Genomic DNA, 21905 nt, shown 5'->3' with positions numbered 1-21905 from the left:
TCCGAAACCCCTATCTGCGTATGCAGGTAGGGGTTTTGTTTTTGGCGTCCCTGTAGGCGCGAGCCCGCTCGCGAAAACCCGCGAGCGCCGCGGGGTGTCAGGTTTCCCGCGTCATCATTGGCGTTCTTCGCGAGCGAGCTCGCTCCTACAATGAAGCCAATCGCCTTCAATGCTAAAGTCGTCCCTCGAATTTGTATTATCCAAGGAAGCCTTTATGCCGGACGCGATGTCCCTCAGTGCTGGTTTTATGGTGGTTCACGGCAACCGCCTGGACGAGTTGCGCAGCCTGGTGGTCAGCTGGATGCGACGCTACCCGCTGGCTCCCCTGGAGAACGAAATCGCGTTGGTGCAAAGCAATGGCATTGCCCAATGGCTGAAGCTGGCACTGGCGGAAGACTCTGAAGAAGACGACATGGGAGGCTGCGGCATCGCTGCCGCCATCGACGTGCAGTTGCCCGGCAGCTTCATGTGGCAGCTCTATCGCATGGTCCTTGGCCGTGACGAAATTCCGGTCAAGTCCCTGCTCGATAAAGCCCCACTGACCTGGCGTCTGATGCGCCTGCTGCCGCAGTTGATCAATCAGCCGCACTTCGAGCCGCTGCAGCGTTTCCTGACCCATGACACCGATCTGCGCAAGCGCTATCAATTGGCTGAGCGTCTGGCGGATCTGTTCGACCAATACCAGGTGTACCGAGCCGACTGGCTCGAAGACTGGGCGGAAGGTCGCCATCAAACAAGAAACGCCAGGGGTGAAGCCAAACCCCTGACCCCGGCCAATTGCTGGCAGGCAGAGCTATGGCGCGCACTCTTGCTGGATGTGGGAGAAGAAGGCATGGCGCAAAGCCGTGCCGGTGTCCATCAGCGATTTGTCGAGCGTATCAACCATCTCGAAGCAGCCCCCAAGGGTTTACCCTCGCGAGTGATCGTTTTCGGGATTTCTTCGCTACCTGCTCAAGCCCTGGAAGCACTAGCAGGACTGGCACGGTTCAGTCAGGTTTTGCTGTGCGTACATAACCCGTGTCGTCACCATTGGGCAGACATCGTCGCCGATAAAGACCTGTTGCGGCATCAATACAAGCGTCAGGCCCGCAAAAGCGGCATGCCGGTAGTGATCGATCCGCAAACCCTGCATCAGCATGCGCACCCGTTGCTGGCCGCATGGGGCAAGCAGGGGCGGGACTATATCAACCTGCTCGACAGTTATGACGATCCCAACAGCTATCGTTCGGCATTCCGCGACGGGCGCATCGACCTGTTCAGTGACGGTCAGCCGCTGAATGTGCTCAACCAGTTGCAGGATGACATCCTCGAGTTGCGCCCCCTCAACGAGACTCGGGAGCGTTGGCCGGCTATCGATCTGCAGCAGGACGAATCGATCCGTTTTCACATCGCCCATAGCGCCCAGCGAGAAGTCGAGATCCTCCACGATCAACTGCTCGCGCGCTTCAGCGCCGACCCGACATTGCGGCCCCGAGACATCATCGTGATGGTCCCGGACATCGACAGCTACGCACCGCATATTCGTGCCGTGTTTGGTCAGCTTGACCGCCAGGATCCTCGCTTCATTCCGTTTACCCTGGCTGACCAGGGCCAGCGTGGTCGCGATCCATTGCTGATTGCTGTAGAGCACCTGCTCAAGCTGCCTGACAGCCGATTTCCCGTCAGTGAGATTCTCGATCTGCTGGACGTCCCGGCACTGCGCGCTCGCTTTGGTGTCGAGGAGCGTGACCTGCCGACGCTGCACCGTTGGATCGAAGGTGCCGGTATTCGCTGGGGCATGAATGCCGAGCAACGTGCCGGGCTCGGGCTACCCAACGAACTGGAGCAAAACAGCTGGCGCTTCGGATTGCGACGGATGTTGCTCGGTTATGCCGTTGGCAGCGCCGATGCTTATGAGGGTATCGAGCCCTACGACGAGATCGGTGGTCTGGACGCTGCGCTCATCGGTCCGCTGGTTGCGTTGCTGGACGCGCTGGAAGTGGCTCACCACGAGCTCTCTCAACCGGCATCGCCAGGGCAATGGGGCTTGCGCTTGCAGGCGTTGGTGCAGTTGTTCTTCCTTGCCGGTAACGAACACGATGACTACTTGCTGGCCCAGCTCGAAGAGCTGCGTGAGACCTGGCTCGAGACCTGCGAATCCGTCGGGTTGCAGGATGAGTTGCCGCTGACCGTCGTCCGTGAAGCCTGGCTTGCAGGTCTGGATCAGGGCCGTTTGTCCCAACGTTTTCTGGCCGGTGCGGTCAACTTCTGCACCTTGATGCCCATGCGCGCTATCCCGTTCAAACTGGTGTGCCTGCTGGGCATGAATGACGGCGATTATCCACGGGCGCAACCGCCGCTGGATTTCGATCTGATGGGCAGTGATTACCGTCCGGGTGACCGCTCCCGGCGCGAAGATGACCGCTACCTGTTACTGGAAGCCTTGTTGTCGGCACGGGACCAGCTCTACATCAGTTGGGTGGGTCGCAGCATCCGCGATAACAGCGAGCGGCCTGCCTCGGTGCTGATCGGCCAGTTGCGTGACCACTTGGCCAGCGGTTGGCGAATGCTGCAAAGCGACGAGGATCTGCTGGAAGCCATGACCCGGGAACACCCATTGCAACCCTTCAGTGCTCGCTACTTTCACGAAGGCGATGACTCGTTCAGCTACGCCATCGAATGGCAGGTCCTTCATCAAGCGGCAGAGCAGCAGCCAAGCGCCGAAGTGCTCGGGCCCCACGTTCAGGACGAACCACTGAGTCTCGGTCAACTGCAGGATTTCCTGCGCAATCCGGTACGGCACTTTTTCAGCCAGCGACTGAAGGTCTTCTTCGAGGCGGCAGAAGTGCCGTTGGCCGATGAAGAGCCCTTTGTCCTGGATGCGTTGCAGCGTTACAGCCTCAGCGACCGTTTACTCGAAGCGGCGCTGGCAGATCCTGGAAATACCGGGCAGGCACTGGAGGATCAGGCGAAGCGTTTGCAGAACAGCGGGCTGCTGCCGATGGCCGGATTCGGTGAGTGCCTGCAACGTGAGTTGATCGAGCCATTGCCTGACTTGCTGCAACGCCACCAACAGCTCCTGGCGTTGTGGCCAACACCGCTGAGCAGCGCGTTGCCCGTCAGTCTTGAGCTGCAAGGCCTGCACATCGAGGGCTGGCTCGGCGGCCTGCATCAGCGTGCTGATGGTGGTTTGTTGTCTGTTACAACGATCCCCAACAGCATCGGCTCGATCAAGTCGCGCAAATGGCATCGACTGACACGCCCTTGGGTCAATCATCTGATGGCTTGTGCCAGTGGCATGGCGTTGACCACTGCATTGGTGGCCAGCGATGACAGCCTGTTGCTCGGTCCGCTGGACCAGTCCACTGCGCGGAAAATTCTCGGTGATCTGTTGATGGCCTGGCAGTCGGGGATGCGCCAGCCTCTGCCGATCGCGGTCAAGACAGCCTTCGCGTGGTTGGGGCAAACCGACCCGGTCAAGGCCGAGGCCGCTGCGCGCAAGGCCTATGAAGGCGACGGGCAGACGACGGACGGAGAGCGTCGCGAAAGCCCGGCACTCGCTCGCCAGTTCGCCGATTACGATGCCTTGGTCGCCGACGAGACGTTCCCCCAGTGGTGTGACGCGCTCTATCGCCCGCTTCTTGAAGCGCCCTGGCGCTCCCTGTCCAGCGAGGAGTCGCGCTGATGAGCACGAAGACACCTTTGGCCCTGGCATTCCCGCTCCGTGGCAGCCAGTTGATCGAAGCCAGCGCCGGGACCGGCAAGACGTTCACCATTTCCGCGTTGTACCTGCGTCTGGTGCTTGGCAACGGCGGGGAGGACAGTGGTTTCGGGCGTGAGCTGTTGCCGCCGCAGATCCTCGTCGTGACGTTCACCGACGCCGCTACCAAAGAGCTGCGCGAACGCATTCGCACGCGGCTCGCCGAGGCTGCACGCTTTTTTCGCGATGAAACACCAGCCCCCGACAGCCTGATTGCCGAGTTGCGTGATCAGTACTTGCCCGAGCAATGGCCCGGATGCGCAAACCGCCTGGATATCGCCGCTCAGTGGATGGACGAGGCGGCGGTGTCGACCATCCACAGTTGGTGCCAGCGCATGTTGCGCGAGCACGCATTCGACAGCGGCAGCCTGTTTACCCAGACCCTGGAAACCGACCACAGCGACTTGCTGGGGGAAGTCCTGCGCGATTACTGGCGGCTGTTCTGCTACCCGATGCAAGGTGACGCCTTGAATTGGGTGCGCAGCAATTGGGGCGGACCGGCGGCGCTGCTGCCGCGGATTCGTGCACTGTTCGCCAGCGAGCGGGATACCCTTGAAGGGAAAGAACCCGCCGAAGTGATTTCGCAATGCTTGCAAGAGCGAAGGGCGGCCCTGATCGAACTCAAGAAGCCCTGGCTGCAGTGGGCGGACGAGTTGCTTGCGATCTGTCAGCAAGGCGTTGCCAGCAAGGCTGTCGACGGTCGCAAGATGCAGGCACGCTATTTCGAGCCCTGGTTTGAAAAGATCAAAGCCTGGGCCGAAGACGAATCCCTCGAGCAACTGGATATCGGCACCGGTTTCACGCGCCTGACCCCTGATGGCATGGCCGAAGCCTGGAAGGGCGAAGCACCTCGACATCCGGGGCTCGATGCGATGGCCGGGCTCAAGGCCTGTCTCGATGGGCTGCCAACGCCTGATGCCGCCGTACTGCAACATGCGGCCCGCTGGGTCGGGGCACGATTCGAGGAGGAGAAACGCCGCCGCGCGGAAATGGGTTTCGACGACATGTTGCTGCGCCTTGATGCGGCCTTGCAGTCCGATGGCGGCGAGCGACTGGCAACCCTGATTCGCGAGCAGTTTCCGGTGGCACTGATCGATGAATTCCAGGACACCGACCCGGTGCAATACCGGATCTTCGAGAGCATCTACCGCATTGAGGAGAACAGCCCCGAGTGCGGCCTGTTCCTGATCGGCGACCCGAAACAGGCGATCTACGCTTTTCGCGGCGCCGACATCCATACCTACTTGCGCGCCCGCCAGGCCACCACTGGCCGCCTGCACACCCTGGGCACCAACTTCCGCTCAAGCCATGGCATGGTCAACGCGGTGAACCATGTGTTCGCGCGCGCCGAAGCCCGTGAGTCAGGACGCGGCGCGTTCCTCTTTCGGGAGAAGAATGGCGACAACCCGGTTCCGTTCACGCCGGTTGCCTCCCAGGGCCGCAAAGAAGTCTTGCGCATCAATGACCAGGCAATCCCTGCCTTGAACATCTGGCACTTGTCGGCCGAACAACCGTTGTCCGGTGCGGTGTACCGGCAACATCTGGCGGCTGCCTGCGCCAGTGAAATCACGGCATTGCTCAATGGTGGGCAGCAGGGGCAAGCGGGATTCACCCAGGACGGCAAAGCCTTCAGGGGCCTGCTACCGGCGGACATCGCCATCCTGGTGCGCGATGGCAAGGAGGCGCAGGCGGTTCGTGCGCAATTGGCCGCCCGTGGTGTGCGCAGTGTTTATCTGTCGGACAAGGACTCGGTGTTCGCCGCCCAGGAGGCGCATGACGTGCTGACCTGGCTCAAGGCCTGCGCCGAGCCGGACGTCGAGCGACCGCTGCGGGCTGCGTTGGCCAGCATCACGTTGAACCTGTCGTTGACGGAACTCGAGCGTCTGAATCAGGACGAGTTGGCCTGGGAGTCCCGGGTCATGCAGTTCCGGGGCTATCGCGAAGTCTGGCGCAAACAGGGCGTACTGCCGATGCTGCGACGCTTGCTGCACGACTTCCGTCTGCCCCAGGCGTTGATCGCCCGCAGTGATGGCGAACGCGTTTTGACCAACCTTCTGCACCTTTTCGAACTGCTGCAACAAGCCGCCGCTGAACTCGATGGCGAGCAAGCCTTGATCCGGCATTTGTCCGAGCATCTGGCGCTGTCCGGGCAGGCTGGCGAAGAGCAGATCCTGCGTCTGGAAAGTGATGAGCAATTGGTCAAGGTCGTGACCATCCACAAGTCCAAAGGCCTTGAATACCCCTTGGTGTTCCTGCCGTTCATTTGCTCGGCTAAGCCGGTGGATGGCAGCCGTCTGCCGCTGCACTACCACGATGAATCCGGCAATGCCCAAGTCACGTTGAAGCCGACGGCAGAATTGATTGCCCTGGCTGACGATGAGCGTCTGGCCGAGGATCTGCGCTTGCTCTATGTCGCCCTGACCCGGGCGCAACACGCCTGCTGGCTGGGGGTGGCCGACCTCAAGCGTGGCAACAACAATGGCTCGGTGCTGCATCTGTCGGCATTGGGTTATCTGTTGGGCGGCGGTGCGCCATTGGCCGAGTCCCCGGCGTTGCAGCGTTGGCTGCAGGATCTGCAACAGGACTGCCCGGCGCTGGCGTATGCCGAGATGCCTGAAGCAACAGCAGAGCATTATCAGCCTCCACAAAACGATGCGGCGCTGCTGGTTCCGCGGGTTCCGAAACGCAAGGCCAGTGAAAACTGGTGGATCGCTTCCTACAGCGCGTTACGCATTGGCGACACCCTGAGTGTCGGCACGGACGAGGCGCCGGAGAGCCCGCAGGCGCAAAAACTGTTCGATGACGAACGCCTCGATCCGCAGGCCCCCAGGGAGGTGGTTGCCGGTGGTGGCGATATCCATCGCTTCCCGCGCGGCCCGAATCCCGGCACCTTCCTCCATGGCCTGCTCGAATGGGCGGGGGGCGAGGGTTTTGATGCAGCACCACACGAGGTGATCGACGCCATTGCCCGTCGCTGCAACCGTCGAGGCTGGGAGGGCTGGATCAGCACCTTGAGTGACTGGCTGCAGCATCTGCTCAAGTCGCCGTTGCAACTGGGCGCCGGTCAGGCACCGGTGGTATTCGGCCAGTTGACGCAGTATCAGGTCGAGATGGAGTTCTGGTTCGCCAGCCATAAGGTCGATGTGCTCAAGCTCGATGCGCTGGTGTGCCAATACACCCATAACGGCGTGGCCCGGGTGGCCGCGGAACCGGTGTTGCTCAACGGTATGTTCAAGGGCTTCATCGACCTGACGTTCGAACATGACGGCCGCTATTACGTTGCCGACTACAAATCCAACTGGCTCGGCGTCGATGATGCGGCCTATACCGCGCAGGCCATGGAACAATCGATTCTCGACAACCGTTATGACCTGCAATACGTGTTGTACCTGTTGGCCCTGCACCGCCAGCTCAAGGCGCGGCTCGCCGATTACGACTACGACCGGCATGTCGGCGGTGCGTTGTACCTGTTTTTGCGCGGTACGCGTGCGGCCAGCCAGGGTGTGTTTTTCGCCCGCCCGCCAAGAGAGCTGATCGAGCGTCTGGACAGGTTGTTCCAGGGCAAGCCAGAGCCCAAGGCCGAACCCGCTTGGGAACAGGGAGTACTGTTATGAGTCGCACATTCGCCGATTTGTTGCCCACATCGCTGGCAGCCGAAAGCCTGGTCGATCTGGCGCCGCTGAGTCGTGCCGACGACTTGCTGTTGTTGCTCACGCGTTGGGTCGAGCGTGGCTGGTTGCGCGCGCTGGACAAAGCCTTTGTGGCGTTTCTACATGAACTGGCGCCGGAGGATGATCCGTTGGTGTTGCTGGCAGCCGCGCTGACCAGCCACCAATTGGGTCACGGGCATGTCTGCCTCGACCTGTTCGAGACACTGAAAGAACCGGACTTCGCCCTGTCGCTGCCACCCGAAGGTGACGTGCAAGGCGGCGCGATGCTGTTGCCCTCGCAATTGCTGGGATCGCTGGACGGTGCTCATTGGTGCAAGGTGCTGGCCGCCAGCAACCTGGTCGCACTGGCTGCTGACAGTCGTGACAACGTGCGTGACCGGCCTTTGGTTTTATCGGGCAAACGCTTGTACCTGCGCCGCTATTGGGCCTACGAGCGGCGAATCGACCTTTCGTTGCGCGAGCGTCTGACGGAACACGAATCCACGCCGATCGACTTGCTCCAGCGTCTCACCGGGTTGTTTGGTCCTGCCCGACCTGGTGACGTGATCGACTGGCAGAAGCTGGCCTGCGCCCTGGCGACGCGTAGCGCCTTCAGCATCGTGACGGGGGGGCCGGGAACCGGCAAGACCACCACCGTCGTGCGCTTGCTGGCGTTGCTCCAGGCGCCGGCGGTCGAGGCTGGCATGCCCCTGCGCATTCGTCTCGCCGCACCGACCGGCAAGGCCGCGGCGCGTCTGACAGAATCCATCAGCCAGCAAGTCCGGACCTTGAAGGTTACGGAGGACGTCCGGGAAAAGATTCCGTCCGACGTCACCACCGTTCACCGCCTGCTCGGCAGCCGGCCCGGGACTCGTCATTTCCGGCACCACGCGGGCAATCGCCTGCCGCTGGATGTGTTGGTGGTGGACGAGGCCTCGATGATCGACCTGGAAATGATGGCCAACCTGCTCGACGCCTTGCCCGCCCATGCGCGCCTGGTGCTGTTGGGGGACAAGGATCAACTGGCTTCGGTAGAAGCCGGTGCGGTACTGGGGGATCTGTGTCGCGACGCCGAGGCTGGCTGGTACAGCCCGCAGACGCGCCAGTGGCTGGAAGCCGTCAGCGGCGAGAGTTTGCAGGCCAGTGGATTGCAGGAGGACACGCAGGGCGCTCATCCATTGGCCCAACAGGTTGTGATGTTGCGCCATTCCCGGCGATTCGGTGAGGGCAGTGGTATTGGTCAACTGGCTCGTTGGGTCAACCAGCAGCAACCCGAAGAAGCACGCAGGTTGTTGTCTGCGCGAAGCCATGACGATGTGTACTCCTTGTCTCTCAAGGGAGAGCAGGACCGCGCTCTGGAGCGCCTGCTTCTCGACGGTCATGGTGAGGAACCGCAGGGTTATCGGCACTACCTGAGCCTGCTGCGCAATCAGCGCCCAGCGCTCGATTGTCCGTTGGAAGATTCACGCTGGGCCGACTGGGCCCGGGAGGTGTTGCAAGCCTTCGACGCGTTCCAGTTGTTATGTGCCGTGCGCAAGGGGCCGTGGGGTGTGGAGGGCTTGAACCAGCGAGTGACGGACGCCTTGCTAAGGGCACGCCTGATCGACAGTGACCAGCAGTGGTACGAAGGCCGTCCGGTTCTGATGACCCGCAATGACTACGGCCTGGGTTTGATGAACGGCGATATCGGCATCGCCCTCAAGCTTCCGGAGCGTGAGGGCCCCGAGGCCGGCAAGCAGGTTCTGCGTGTCGCCTTTCCGCGCAATGACGGCCAGGGTGGCGTGCGCTTTGTCCTGCCGAGCCGGCTCAATGATGTCGAAACCGTGTACGCCATGACCGTGCATAAATCCCAGGGCTCGGAATTTGCCCACACCGCGTTGATTTTGCCAGACGCCTTGAACCCCGTGCTGACCAAGGAACTGATCTACACCGGGATCACCCGGGCCAAGAACTGGTTCACCTTGATCGAGCCCCGCACAGGGGTGTTCGAAGAGGCGGTGAGGCGCAAGGTCAAGCGCTTGAGCGGGTTGATGCTGGGGCTCGGCGCCGACTAGTCGGCGAACAGCATCTCCCGGCTTTCACCCATCAGCAGTCCCTGATTGCGCTCGGTCACCTCGCGGATGTAATCCCACAACAGGGTGATCCGCTTGAGCTTGCGCAGATCTTCCCGGCAGTACATCCAGAACTGTCGGGTGATATTGATTTCCTGCGGCAACACCGGCAGCAGGCGAGGGTCCTGAGTGGCAAGGAAGCACGGCAGGATCGCCAGTGAGCGTCCTTGCTGCGCGGCCACAAATTGCGCGATCACGCTGGTGCTGCGCAGGTTGGCGCTGGCGCCGGGCAATACGTTGGCCAGGTACAGCAGCTCCGAGCTGAACGCCAGGTCGTCGACGTAACTGATAAACGAATGTTTGGCCAAGTCTGCCGGTCGGCGGATCGGCGGGTGGTTGTCCAGATAGTCCTGGGTTGCGTACAGCTGCAATCGGTAGTCGCACAGTTTGCAGCAGACGTACGGTCCATGCTCCGGGCGCTCCAGGGCGATGACGATGTCGGCCTCGCGCTTGGACAGGCTGATGAAATGCGGCAGCGGCAGGATATCCACCGAGATGGCCGGGTAGGTGTCGACGAAGTGGCTCAGCTGCGGCGTGATGAAAAAGCTGCCGAAGCCTTCGGTGCAGCCCATGCGCACATGACCGGACAGCGCCACGCCGGACCCGGAAACCTGCTCGCACGCCATGTGCAAGGTACTTTCGATCGACTCGGCATACCCCATCAACCGCTGGCCTTCGGCGGTCAGGACAAAGCCGCTGGTCCGGGATTTTTCGAACAGCAAAGTGCCCAGTGCGGTTTCCAGGGAGCTGATGCGCCGCGACACCGTGGTGTAGTCCACCGCCAGGCGCTTGGCCGCGGTGCTGGCCTTGCGGGTGCGGGAGACTTCCAGGAAAAACTTGAGGTCGTCCCAGTTCAACGAGCCGAGGGAGGTGATGTTTTTTTGCATGTTGGACCGGTTTTTATGTGCGTTCTTATCAGAAGTTTGCACATCTATACTCCAAAAACAGCCCGTTAACCAATTCGCGGCGCATGCCTATTCTCAAGGCGACTGTTTCGCCTTGGCTCCCAAGATAACAACAAAGATCTGGAGACCCACATGAACGTATCGCTCACGCCCAATGACACCACCGTGCAGAAGGTCAAACTGTTGATCGACGGCCAGTGGGTCGAATCCAAGACCACCGAATGGCACGACATCATCAACCCGGCGACCCAGCAAGTGCTGGCCAAGGTGCCGTTTGCCACCGCTGAAGAAGTCGATGCTGCCATCAGCGCCGCTCATCGTGCATTCCAGACCTGGAAACTGACACCCATCGGCGCGCGCATGCGCATCATGCTCAAGCTCCAGGCGCTGATCCGCGAACACTCCAAGCGCATCGCCGCCGTCCTCAGCGCCGAGCAGGGCAAGACCATTGCCGACGCCGAAGGCGATATTTTCCGTGGCCTGGAAGTGGTCGAGCACGCCTGTTCCATCGGCAGCCTGCAAATGGGTGAGTTCGCTGAAAACGTCGCCGGTGGCGTCGACACCTACACCCTGCGCCAGCCAATCGGCGTGTGCGCCGGCATTACCCCGTTCAACTTCCCGGCGATGATTCCACTGTGGATGTTCCCGATGGCCATCGCCTGCGGCAACACCTTCGTGCTCAAGCCATCCGAACAGGACCCGATGTCGACCATGCTCCTGGTGGAGCTGGCGATCGAGGCGGGCATTCCGGCCGGTGTGCTCAACGTCGTGCATGGCGGCAAGGATGTGGTCGACGGGCTCTGCACCCATAAAGATATCAAGGCGGTTTCCTTCGTCGGTTCAACCGCCGTCGGTACGCATGTCTACGACCTGGCCGGTAAACACGGCAAGCGCGTGCAATCGATGATGGGTGCGAAGAACCACGCCGTGGTGCTGCCGGACGCCAATCGCGAACAAGCGCTGAATGCGCTGGTGGGTGCCGGTTTCGGTGCCGCCGGTCAACGCTGCATGGCCACCTCGGTGGTGGTGCTGGTGGGCGCGGCCAAGCAATGGCTGCCGGATCTCAAGGCGCTGGCACAAAAACTCAAGGTCAATGCCGGCAGCGAGCCGGGCACTGATGTTGGCCCTGTCATTTCGAAAAAGGCCAAGGCGCGGATTCTCGACCTGATCGAGAGCGGCATCAAGGAAGGCGCGAAACTGGAGCTGGACGGTCGCGAGATCTCGGTTCCAGGTTACGAGAAGGGCAACTTTGTCGGCCCGACCCTGTTCTCCGGCGTGACCACCGACATGCAGATCTACACCCAGGAAATCTTCGGCCCGGTGCTGGTTGTGCTGGAGGTTAATACGCTCGACGAGGCCATCGCCCTGGTCAACGCCAACCCGTTCGGTAACGGCACGGGCCTGTTCACCCAGAGCGGTGCGGCGGCGCGTAAATTCCAGAACGAAATCGACGTCGGCCAGGTCGGCATCAACATCCCGATTCCGGTGCCGGTCCCGTTCTTCAGCTTCACCGGTTCGCGCGGTTCCAAACTCGGCGACCTCGGCCCGTACGGCAAGCAAGTGGTGCAGTTCTACACTCAGACCAAGACCGTCACCAGTCGCTGGTTCGATGACGACAGCGTCAACGACGGTGTGAACACCACCATCAACCTGCGTTAAGGAGCCGGACATGAAAATCGCTTTTATCGGTCTGGGCAACATGGGCGCGCCGATGGCGCGCAACCTGATCAAGGCCGGCCATGCACTGCGCCTGGTGGACCTGAACAAGGCCGTGCTGGCGGAACTGGAACAACTGGGCGGCAGTATCAGTGCATCGGCCCGTGAAGCGGCAGTGGGCGCCGAACTGGTCATTACCATGCTGCCTGCCGCCGTGCATGTGCGCAGTGTGTGGCTGGGTGAAGACGGCGTGCTCGCCGGTATCGGCAAAGGTGTGCCGGCCGTGGATTGCAGCACCATCGATCCGCAGACCGCGCGGGACGTGGCCACCGCCGCTGCCAAACAGGGCGTGGCCATGGCCGATGCACCGGTCTCTGGCGGCACCGGTGGCGCAGCCGCCGGGACGCTGACCTTTATGGTCGGCGCCACCCCCGAACTGTTCGCCACCCTGCAACCGGTACTGGCGCAAATGGGCCGCAACATCGTCCATTGTGGTGAGGTCGGTACCGGGCAAATCGCTAAAATCTGCAACAACCTGCTGCTGGGGATTTCCATGGTCGGCGTCAGCGAAGCCATGGCACTGGGCGATGCCCTGGGCATCGACACCAAGGTGCTGGCGGGCATCATCAACAGTTCCACCGGGCGTTGCTGGAGTTCGGAGATGTACAACCCGTGGCCGGGCATCGTTGAAACAGCACCGGCGTCGCGCGGTTACACCGGTGGTTTCGGTGCCGAACTGATGCTCAAGGATCTGGGGCTGGCCACTGAAGCGGCGCGTCAGGCGCACCAGCCGGTGGTACTCGGCGCGGTGGCCCAGCAGTTGTATCAGGCGATGAGTTTGCGTGGGGAGGGTGGTCAGGACTTCTCGGCGATCATCAACGGTTATCGCAAGCCCTTGTAGGAGCGAGCTTGCTCGCGATGGTCGTTAACGATAATGCGGGGAGGCTGACACCCCGCGTTGTTCTCGGGTTTTTCGCGAGCAAGCTCGCTCCTACAAAAATTGCATATACCCAAAGATATTTACCGGGAGATCACGTCGGGTGATCCCCCGGTTTTTTTGTATCAGGCAAACACGAAATATTTGCGCACGGTTTCCACCACTTCCCAGGTGCCTTTCATTCCCGGTTCGATGACGAAAATGTCGCCGGCGCGCAAGTGGATCGGTGCCATGCCTTCCGGGGTGATGACGCAGTAGCCTTCCTGGAAATGGCAGTACTCCCACTTCACATATTCGACGTACCACTTGCCCGGCGTGCAGATCCAGGTGCCCATGATCTTACTGCCGTCTTCACTCGTGTAGGCGTTGAGGTTGACAGTGTGCGGGTCGCCTTCGAGTTTTTCCCATTTGCAGGCGTCGAGCACGGGCAGCGGGTGGGTATCGCGAAGTACGGTAATCGGTGCGGTCATGATGACTCCGGGCAGTGGGCTCAAGAACTGAAGTCGCACCCTATAGCGCCTGCCCATCGTTCAGTTGTCTGTGCTCGACACTGAGCTGTCCAGAAACGCACAACCCTCAAGGGCGAGTCAGCGGGCAGTCGAGCCTGGATTGTTCGAGGCTGTTCTCGAACTCGACCAATTGTGAGTGCTGTTGCGACAGCGCCGCTATCCGCTCGGCGATTTCCTGTTTTTTGCTGGCGATGATCTGTTGTGCCCGTTCCCATGGCAACTGCGGACCCTGATGTCCGGCGAAGACCGACTGCAGTTCCTTGAGCCTGAAACCCAACTGCTGGGCACATTTGATGAACATCAGCAGGTCGACGCTGTGCTGGTCATAGATGCGGTACTTGCCCTGGCGGCGAGCGGCAGGCAGCAGGCCAATCGACTCGTAATGACGGATGCTTTTGACCGTGGTTCCGGAACGTTGCGCGGCTTGGCCGATGTACATGGGAAGGTCCTTTTCTCCGAGGATAAAGCTCGGCGCATTATCGACCGACTCAAGCGCTGGCGATAGCTTCGGCTTGGCGCAACCAGGCTGCATGCCGGTCTGCGCTGGCGCCGAGAATTGGTCCGAAGGTGAGGGTTCGGGTTGGCTTGATGCCACAGAACTCCAGCGTGGTTTTACGGACCTGATGCAAACCGGGCATGCGGTAGATCCATCGGTAGTACCAGGGCGGTGTGTCCATGGTCACCAGCAGGTGGGCGGTTCGGCCGCGCAGGAGTTTGTCGGGGAAGGCTTTGCCCTGGCGATATTTGAAGGCAAAACCCGGCAAGAACACCCGGTCGAAAAAGCCCTTGAGCAAGGCCGGTACGCCACCCCACCAGATCGGATAAACCAGCGTCAGCTGTTCGGCCCACAGGATATCGGCCTGGGCGTTACGCAAGTCGGCTTCCAGCGGCTGGACCTGTTGATAGCCTTCGCGCAGCACCGGGTCAAAATCCATGCTGCCCAGAAACAATTGACGCACTTCATGCCCGGCGCGCACTGCCGACAGTGTGTAGCGCTCCGCAAGGGCGGCGCAGAAGCTGTTGCCGGACGGATGCCCGAGTATCACCAGTATTCGTTTACCCATCATCGCGGTCCTTGAAGATCAAACCTCAAGGATAAAGTCTGCCCCTCAGGGGAGAGTCAAGGCGTGCAGCAGGGCCTTGGCATAGCCGGGTAATGCGGCGAAGTCCCGGGCACAGAGCAGCAGTTTGCGTTGGCCCCAGGGTTCTTGCAGGGCGAGGCTTTTGAAGGGTAGTCCGGCGGACCCGCGTTCGACCGCGGCCAACGGTACGATTGCCAGTCCCGCCCCTCGGGCGACCATGCGCATCACGCCATCGAAACCGTCGGCGCGGATGCGAATCTGCATGCGCAGGCCGGCGTGCAGTGCCTGCTCTTCCAGGTACACCGCCAGCGCGCTGTTGGCATTCAGGCCAACGTAGTCGTGATGCAACGTGTCGGTAAAGCTCACTGAGGTCGCATGAGACAAGGGATGTTCCCGGGGCATGATCAGCACCAGCGGATCATCGCGAAACGCTCGGGTCTGCAGGTCATCGGTGTCCACCGCGTCGGAAACGATGCCCAGGTCCGCCGCACCCTGGCGCAAGGCGTGGGTGATGCGGGTGCTGGGCAGTTCCTGCAAATCGATGTCGAGGTTGGGATGGCTATGCAGGAAATCCGCGAGCAGCTCTGGCAGGTATTCGGTGATCGCCGTGGTGTTGCACAGCAGCCGCACCTGGCCTTTGACACCCTGGGCGTACTCGGCCAGTTCCTGTTGCAGGCGTCCGGCCTGTTGCAGCAGAACCCGGGCGTGTCGGGCCAGGGCATTGCCGGCCGGCGTCGGGCTGACCCCACGACGATTGCGCTGAAGAAATTCGACGCCCAGCGACGCCTCCATGGCGCGAATTCGCGCGCTGGCCGCTGCCAGGGACAAATGACTGCGCGCGGCACCGGCGGTGATGTTGCCGGTGTCGAGGATGTTCAGGTACAGGCGCAGGTCGGTCAGGTCGAAGTGCATTGCGGCAACCTCTGGATGTGTGTTGTCTGGGAGGGCGCCATCGCGAGCAAGCTCGCTCCCACAGGAGATTTGTGAACAACAGATAACCACTGTGGGAACGAGCTTGCTCGCGATGGCGTCAGATACCGCACCCGATTGTTCAGCCTCTTGTCTGAAGAGAGGCAGCCTCAGTATATGGCAGATATTCAATCAACCCCCGCGGGCTCACCATGGCCCCATGAATACACTCTCGGCGTTTTATCAGCATCTCGGCTTGGCCCTTTCGCTGTTGGTGATCGGTACCTTTGTGCTGGCCGGCATGATCAAGGGCGTGATCGGCCTCGGCCTGCCGACCGTTGCCATGGGCCTGCTCGGTCTGGCTATGGCGCCGACGCAGGCTGCGGCGCTGCTGATCATTCCGGCGACCCTGACCAACATTTGGCAACTGGCATTCGGCGGGCATCTGTCGGGGCTGGCCAAGCGGTTGTGGCCGATGTTGCTGGCGATTTTCATCGGCACCGGGGCAGGCACGCTGTGGGTCGGCTTGAGCGGTGGCCATTGGGTGGTGCGGGGGTTGGGCGCGGCATTGTTGCTGTATGCGCTCAGCGGTTTGTTCCTGCCGACTGTGCGTGTGGGGCGGCGCAGCGAACGCTGGCTCGGTCCTCTGTGCGGCGTGCTGACCGGCGTCATCACGTCGGCCACCGGCGTGTTCGTGATTCCGGCGGTGCCCTATCTGCAAGCGCTGGGTTTGAGCAAGGACCAGCTGGTGCAGGCGCTGGGCCTGTCGTTCACCGTCTCGACCCTGGCCCTGGCCGGTGGTTTGCTATGGCGCGGCGCGCTCGGCGGGGGCGAATTGAGCGCATCGCTGTTGGCGCTGATCCCGGCCATGCTCGGCATGTGGCTGGGGCAATCGCTGCGCCAGCGGATCAGTGCCCTGTGGTTCAAGCGCGTGCTCTTCGTTGGCCTGGGGGTGCTCGGCGGCCATTTGCTGATCAGCGGCTAGCGGACGACGGACTGATCATGTCGATGGCGCGGATCTCGAAATCCCGTTCCAGGTATTCATCACGCTGCGCGAGAAACTGCTTCATGTGCGGCAGGTTCGAGTGCACATCGAGGTGGGCCTGGGATTGCCAGATTTCGTAGAAGATGAACAGGGTCGGGTCCTGTTTGTCGCGCAGCATGTGGTATTCGATGCAACCGGGTTCGGCTCGGCTCGCTTGCACGTAGCCGCTGAAAAACGCTTCAAAGGCGTCGGATTTTTCCGGACGGGTCTTGGCGTGCAGGATGAATCCCTGGATTTCACTCATCTACATCTCTCCTCAAGTCAGAACTGGCGCCAGTCTAAGGCAACAATCGCCTGTTGATTCGTGCTTGTAGGTCAAATGAATTTTGCCAAATCGACGCTTACTCCGCGTGAGGTCGATCGGTACTCTGCCGCCATCCGATTCCCGACCTTCCCGAGACCTCCCATGAAAAAAGTCCTGTTGCTCAATGGCGGCAAAAAATTTGCACACTCCGACGGCCGCTACAACGCCACCCTGCATGAAGCCGCGTTGAGCGTGCTGGATCGCGGCGGTATGGATGTCAAAACCACTTTCATCGACGAGGGTTACGACGTCGCCGAAGAAGTGGCCAAGTTCCTCTGGGCCGACGTGATCATTTACCAGATGCCCGGCTGGTGGATGGGCGCGCCGTGGACCGTGAAAAAGTACATTGATGAAGTCTTCACCGAAGGCCATGGCAGCCTCTATGCCAGCGACGGTCGCACCCGTTCGGACGCGTCGCAGAAGTACGGCAGCGGCGGCCTGATTCACGGCAAGCAATACATGTTGTCGCTGACCTGGAACGCCCCGCAGCAGGCCTTCGACGACCCGACCGATTTCTTCGAGGCCAAAGGCGTGGACGCGGTGTACTTCCCGTTCCACAAGGCCAACGAGTTCCTGGGCATGACCGGTTTGCCGACGTTCCTGTGTGTGGACGTGATGAAGCGCCCAAACATCGACGGCGACGTGGCGCGCTATGAGCAGCATTTGGCAGAGGTGTTTGGTCTCAAGGCGTAACTGTCAGCTAGTATCGAAAGCTTGAGTTTGTGTGCGGGCTTTTGTGGCGAGGGGGCTTGCCCCCGTTCGGCGGCGAAGCCGTCGTAAAATCGATATACGCAGTTTATCTGAACCTGCGTGCGCACCGGTTTTGGGTCCGCTTCGCGGACCAACGGGGGCAAGCCCCCTCGCCACAATGGTTTCTCTGTGCCCAAAAGGGCGGCGCAGGACTATCGATAAGGGACACACGTGAAAGCCAGATCCGATGAGTTGCAGGTTTTCGTCTGCGTGATTGAATGCGGGTCGATTTCTGCGGCGGCCGAGCAAGTCGGGCAAACGCCTTCGGCGGTCAGTCGTACGCTGTCGCGGCTGGAGGCCAAGCTCGACACCACGTTGATCAACCGCACCACGCGGCGCATGGACCTGACCGAAGAGGGCAAGTACTTCTTCGAACACGCCAAGCGGATTCTCGATCAGATGGATGAGCTCGAAGAGCGCCTGTCCTCACGCCAGCAAACACCGTCCGGGCGGCTGCGGATCAACGCGGCATCACCTTTCATGCTGCACGCCATCGTGCCCTACATCGATGAATTCCGCAGGCTTTACCCCGACATCCAGCTCGAACTCAACAGCAACGATTTGATCATCGACCTGCTGGAGCAGAGTACCGACATCGCCATTCGCATTGGCACCCTGACCGACTCGACGCTGCATGCCCGCTCCCTGGGTTGCAGCCCGCTGCACATCGTCGCCAGCCCGGCGTACCTGGAAAAATACGGCACACCGCAAGCCGTGGCTGACTTGGCCCACCATACGCTGCTGGGGTTCACCCAGAACGAAGGCCTCAACCAATGGCCGCTGCGTTATGTGCATGGCGATCGCTGGCCGATCCAGGCGTCGATCAGTGCTTCCAGCGGCGAAACCATCCGCCATCTCGCACTGGACGGGCAAGGCATCGCCAGCCTGTCGCATTTCATGACCATCGAAGACATTCGTGCCGGACGCTTGAAGGTGTTGCTGGCCGAGTTCAACAGCGGTTATCGCCAGCCGATCAACGCGGTGTACTACCGCAACTCGCAACTAGCCCTGCGCATTCAGTGCTTCCTTGACTTCATCCAGGGCAAGTTGGCGGATTATGCGAGCGCAGACTTCAAGGGTTGATTCGTGATTGCTGCGCAATGACGAGAGGGGCTGAGCTTGCTTTAGACCGCGTTATCGTTCTTCGCGGGCAAGCCACGCTCCCACAGGTACTGTGTTGTTCGCCCATTTCGTGAATGACACAAAACCTGTGGGAGCGAGCTTGCTCGCGATGGCGTTTGCGCAGGCACAACAACTGGTCGGTCTGACTGCATTTCCGTAACATCCGCACACTCTTTTTCGTCTCTCCCTGTGTGCGGTTCCCAATGAAAGCAAAACGTCTACGTGCCGATGTTCTGGCCGGACTTACCACTTCCTTCGCCCTGTTGCCCGAGTGCATCGCTTTCGCGCTGGTGGCCCATCTCAATCCGTTGATGGGGCTCTATGGCGCGTTCATCATCTGCACCCTGACCGCGCTGTTCGGTGGGCGACCGGGCATGGTGTCTGGCGCGGCAGGCTCGATGGCCGTGGTGATCGTCGCGCTGGTGGTGCAACACGGTGTGCAGTATCTGCTGGCCACGGTGTTGCTGGGCGGGTTGATCATGATCGCGTTCGGGCTGCTCAAGCTCGGCAAGCTGGTGCGTATGGTGCCGTACCCGGTGATGCTCGGTTTCGTCAACGGCCTGGCGATTGTCATTGCCCTGGCGCAACTGGAGCACTTCAAGAACGGTGAGGCCTGGTTGAGCGGTACGCCGCTGTACATGATGCTCGGGCTGGTCGCGGTGACCATGGCCGTTGTCTATGTGATGCCGCGCCTGACCCGTACGGTGCCACCGGCGCTGGTGGCGATTCTCGGTGTGGGCCTGGCGGTGTATCTGCTTGGCCTGCCGACCCGCACCCTTGGCGACATGGCGCACATTGCCGGTGGCTTGCCGACGCTGGCGCTGCCGGACATTGCGTGGAACCTGGACACCCTGCGCATCATCGCGCCCTACGCGATCGTGATGGCGCTGGTCGGGTTGCTGGAAACCCTGTTGACCCTGAACCTCACCGACGAATTCACCGAGAGCCGTGGTTACCCGGATCGCGAGTGCGTGGCGCTGGGGGCGGCGAATCTGGTGTCCGGTGCGTTCGGCGGCATGGGCGGGTGCGCGATGATCGGCCAGACCGTGATCAACCTCAGCTCCGGCGGTCGCGGGCGTTTGTCCGGGGTGGTGGCGGGGGTGTCGATCCTGTTGTTCATCCTGTTTCTGTCGCCGCTGATCGAGCGCATTCCGCTGGCCGCGCTGGTGGGGGTGATGTTCGTGGTGTCGCAACAGACCTTCGCCTGGGCTTCGTTGCGGGTGCTGAACAAGGTGCCGTTGAACGACGTGCTGGTGATCATCGCGGTGACGGTGATTACCGTTTTTACCGATCTGGCAATGGCGGTGCTCTGCGGGATCATCATCGCTGCGCTCAATTTCGCCTGGCAGCAGGCCCGGCAGCTGTACGCCGACAGTCATCTGGAAACCGACGGCAGCAAGCTGTACCGGGTGCATGGCACGCTGTTCTTCGCCTCGACCACACCCTTCCTCAATCAGTTCGATCCGGCCAATGACCCGGCGCAAGTGACACTTGATTGCCAGCACCTGAGCTTTGTCGACTACTCGGCCATCGCTGCACTGGGCACCTTGCGCGAGCGCTACACCAAGGCCGGCAAGCACCTGCGGGTGCTGCATTTGTCCGAGCGTTGCAAGAAATTGCTCAAGCGTGCCCGGATGCAGCACGACTGAAATCAAACAGGCAGGCGCGATGAAAATCCGCCCGCCTGATTTTCATTATTTGCGACAACTCATACCTCTGCGCGACACGCCTTACCTCTGCACGAAAATTACTTTCACCTCGTTTGAAAATCACCTTTCGAAATGTTTTAAGAGTTTCACAAATATTTCGACGTGACCCTCTCGAGGAGTACCGCATGACCCTGTCCTTCGGCTATTGGCTGCTGGTGTATGCCGCCATCGCCATCATTGCACTGATCGTTCTGATCGCCCGTTACCGGCTCAACCCGTTCATTGTCATCACCCTGATTTCCATTGGCCTGGCGCTGGTCGCCGGGATGCCGCCGTCGGGTGTGGTGGGGGCGTATGAGGCCGGGGTCGGCAAGACCTTGGGGCACATTGCGCTGGTAGTGGCGCTGGGCACCATGCTCGGCAAGATGATGGCCGAGTCCGGTGGCGCCGAGCAGGTGGCGCGGACCTTGATCGACCGCTTTGGCGAGAAGAACGCGCATTGGGCGATGGTGACCATCGCGTTTCTGGTGGGGTTGCCGCTGTTCTTCGAAGTCGGTTTCGTCTTGCTGGTGCCGATTGCCTTTACCGTGGCGCGGCGGGTTGGCGTCTCGATCCTGATGGTCGGCTTGCCGATGGTCGCCGGGCTTTCGGTGGTGCATGCGCTGGTGCCGCCGCACCCGGCGGCGATGTTGGCGGTGCAGGTGTATCAGGCGTCGGTGGGGCAGACGTTGATGTACGCGATCCTGATCGGCATTCCGACGGCGATCATCGCAGGTCCCCTGTACGCCAAATTCATCGTGCCGCGCATTCAGTTGCCGGCGGAAAACCCGCTGGAACGCCAGTTCCTGGAGCGTGAACCGCGCGACAGCCTGCCGGGTTTCGGCATCACCATGGCGACCATCCTGTTGCCGGTGGTGCTGATGCTGATCGGTGGCTGGGCCAATCTGATTTCTACGCCGGGCAGTGGTTTCAATCAGTTCCTGCTGTTCATCGGCAACTCGGTAATCGCGCTGTTGCTGGCCACCTTGTTGAGTTTCTGGACCCTCGGCCTGGCCCAGGGCTTCAACCGTGAATCGATCCTCAAGTTCACCAACGAATGCCTGGCACCGACCGCGAGCATCACCTTGCTGGTAGGCGCCGGCGGTGGTTTGAACCGGATTCTGGTGGACGCCGGCGTCACCGACCAGATCGTCGGCCTGGCCCACGAATTTCATTTGTCGCCGCTGTTGATGGGCTGGCTGTTTGCCGCGCTGATGCGCATCGCCACCGGTTCTGCCACTGTGGCCATGACCACCGCTTCAGGCGTGGTCGCGCCAGTGGCCATTGGTCTGGGTTATCCCCATCCGGAGTTGCTGGTGCTGGCGACTGGCGCCGGGTCGGTTATCTTTTCCCACGTCAACGACGGTGGTTTCTGGTTGATCAAGGAATACTTCAACATGACCGTTACCCAAACCTTCAAGACCTGGACCGTGCTCGAGACGTTAATCTCGGTCGTCGCCTTCGGCCTGACCGTTGGCCTTTCTTACCTGATTTAGCC

At 61.1% G+C, this 21905-nt stretch carries 16 protein-coding genes; 10 read left to right on the top strand and 6 right to left on the bottom strand.

What is annotated here, in order from left to right; translation table 11 throughout:
* Positions 1-214: 214 nt before the first annotated feature.
* The 3 genes from recC to recD are packed head-to-tail and all read left to right on the top strand — an operon-like array spanning position 215 to position 9443.
* Positions 215-3664 (top strand): exodeoxyribonuclease V subunit gamma, encoded by a 3450-nt coding sequence (gene recC, locus AC1RP7_RS24565; protein ID WP_493182989.1) that lies wholly within the window; start codon positions 215-217, stop codon positions 3662-3664.
* On the top strand, positions 3664-7353 hold the full coding sequence (gene recB / locus AC1RP7_RS24560) for an exodeoxyribonuclease V subunit beta (protein WP_349737050.1): 3690 nt from the start codon (positions 3664-3666) through the stop codon (positions 7351-7353). Before recC ends, recB begins: the two co-directional genes overlap by 1 nt.
* Complete coding sequence (gene recD / locus AC1RP7_RS24555) at positions 7350-9443, top strand: exodeoxyribonuclease V subunit alpha (RefSeq protein WP_493182987.1); 2094 nt, start codon at positions 7350-7352, stop codon at positions 9441-9443. The genes recB and recD overlap by 4 nt, the downstream gene beginning before the upstream one ends.
* On the opposite strand, the gene AC1RP7_RS24550 is transcribed toward recD, so the two are convergent.
* Positions 9440-10387: a LysR family transcriptional regulator gene (locus AC1RP7_RS24550; protein WP_057716520.1), complete on the bottom strand. Its 948-nt coding sequence runs from the start codon at positions 10385-10387 to the stop codon at positions 9440-9442. The genes recD and AC1RP7_RS24550 overlap by 4 nt on opposite strands.
* A 150-nt stretch (positions 10388-10537) precedes the next feature.
* On the opposite strand from AC1RP7_RS24550, the gene AC1RP7_RS24545 reads away from it, so the two are divergent.
* Both AC1RP7_RS24545 and mmsB read left to right on the top strand, forming a co-directional pair.
* A complete protein-coding gene (locus AC1RP7_RS24545; RefSeq protein ID WP_057716519.1) occupies positions 10538-12064 on the top strand; it encodes a CoA-acylating methylmalonate-semialdehyde dehydrogenase in 1527 nt (508 codons plus the stop codon).
* Between the two features lie 10 nt (positions 12065-12074).
* The gene (gene mmsB / locus AC1RP7_RS24540; protein ID WP_493182985.1) at positions 12075-12962 is read left to right on the top strand and encodes a 3-hydroxyisobutyrate dehydrogenase; all 888 of its coding nucleotides are present in this window, start codon (positions 12075-12077) and stop codon (positions 12960-12962) included.
* Positions 12963-13123: 161 nt separating this feature from the next.
* Here mmsB and AC1RP7_RS24535 read toward each other — a convergent pair whose 3' ends face one another.
* The 4 genes from AC1RP7_RS24535 to AC1RP7_RS24520 all read right to left on the bottom strand — a co-directional run bounded on the left by AC1RP7_RS24535 (position 13124) and on the right by AC1RP7_RS24520 (position 15501).
* On the bottom strand, positions 13124-13468 hold the full coding sequence (locus AC1RP7_RS24535) for a cupin domain-containing protein (RefSeq protein ID WP_007988984.1): 345 nt from the start codon (positions 13466-13468) through the stop codon (positions 13124-13126).
* 106 nt (positions 13469-13574) lie between these two features.
* On the bottom strand, positions 13575-13946 hold the full coding sequence (locus AC1RP7_RS24530; RefSeq protein ID WP_493182984.1) for a MerR family transcriptional regulator: 372 nt from the start codon (positions 13944-13946) through the stop codon (positions 13575-13577).
* Positions 13947-13995: 49 nt separating this feature from the next.
* The gene (locus AC1RP7_RS24525) at positions 13996-14574 is read right to left on the bottom strand and encodes an NAD(P)H-dependent oxidoreductase (protein ID WP_102672788.1); all 579 of its coding nucleotides are present in this window, start codon (positions 14572-14574) and stop codon (positions 13996-13998) included.
* Positions 14575-14616: 42 nt separating this feature from the next.
* On the bottom strand, positions 14617-15501 hold the full coding sequence (locus tag AC1RP7_RS24520; protein ID WP_493182982.1) for a LysR family transcriptional regulator: 885 nt from the start codon (positions 15499-15501) through the stop codon (positions 14617-14619).
* Between the two features lie 217 nt (positions 15502-15718).
* On the opposite strand from AC1RP7_RS24520, the gene AC1RP7_RS24515 reads away from it, so the two are divergent.
* Positions 15719-16483 carry a sulfite exporter TauE/SafE family protein gene (locus tag AC1RP7_RS24515; RefSeq protein ID WP_493182980.1) on the top strand — a complete coding sequence of 255 codons (765 nt, stop codon included), beginning with the start codon at positions 15719-15721 and terminating at the stop codon, positions 16481-16483.
* On the opposite strand, the gene AC1RP7_RS24510 is transcribed toward AC1RP7_RS24515, so the two are convergent.
* Entirely contained in the window at positions 16473-16787 is a 315-nt protein-coding gene (locus AC1RP7_RS24510; protein WP_218494846.1) for a putative quinol monooxygenase, read from the bottom strand. The two genes, AC1RP7_RS24515 and AC1RP7_RS24510, sit on opposite strands and share 11 nt — an antisense overlap.
* Before the next feature lie 162 nt (positions 16788-16949).
* Here AC1RP7_RS24510 and mdaB point away from each other — a divergent pair, with 162 nt between their 5' ends.
* The 4 genes from mdaB to AC1RP7_RS24490 all read left to right on the top strand — a co-directional run bounded on the left by mdaB (position 16950) and on the right by AC1RP7_RS24490 (position 21903).
* Entirely contained in the window at positions 16950-17540 is a 591-nt protein-coding gene (gene mdaB, locus AC1RP7_RS24505; RefSeq protein WP_492588577.1) for an NADPH:quinone oxidoreductase MdaB, read from the top strand.
* Between the two features lie 228 nt (positions 17541-17768).
* Positions 17769-18680, top strand: coding sequence for a LysR family transcriptional regulator (locus tag AC1RP7_RS24500; protein ID WP_218494847.1), 912 nt, complete (start codon positions 17769-17771; stop codon positions 18678-18680).
* A gap of 242 nt (positions 18681-18922) precedes the next feature.
* Entirely contained in the window at positions 18923-20368 is a 1446-nt protein-coding gene (locus AC1RP7_RS24495; RefSeq protein ID WP_057716510.1) for a SulP family inorganic anion transporter, read from the top strand.
* A 185-nt stretch (positions 20369-20553) separates the two neighbouring features.
* On the top strand, positions 20554-21903 hold the full coding sequence (locus AC1RP7_RS24490; protein ID WP_008047545.1) for a GntT/GntP/DsdX family permease: 1350 nt from the start codon (positions 20554-20556) through the stop codon (positions 21901-21903).
* Positions 21904-21905 lie beyond the last annotated feature (2 nt).

It is taken from the genome of Pseudomonas sp. GW822-FHT01E03 (genome assembly GCF_058802985.1).
The sequence above is the reverse complement of the archived record's forward strand: the minus strand, read 5'-3'. Positions and strand labels throughout refer to the sequence as shown.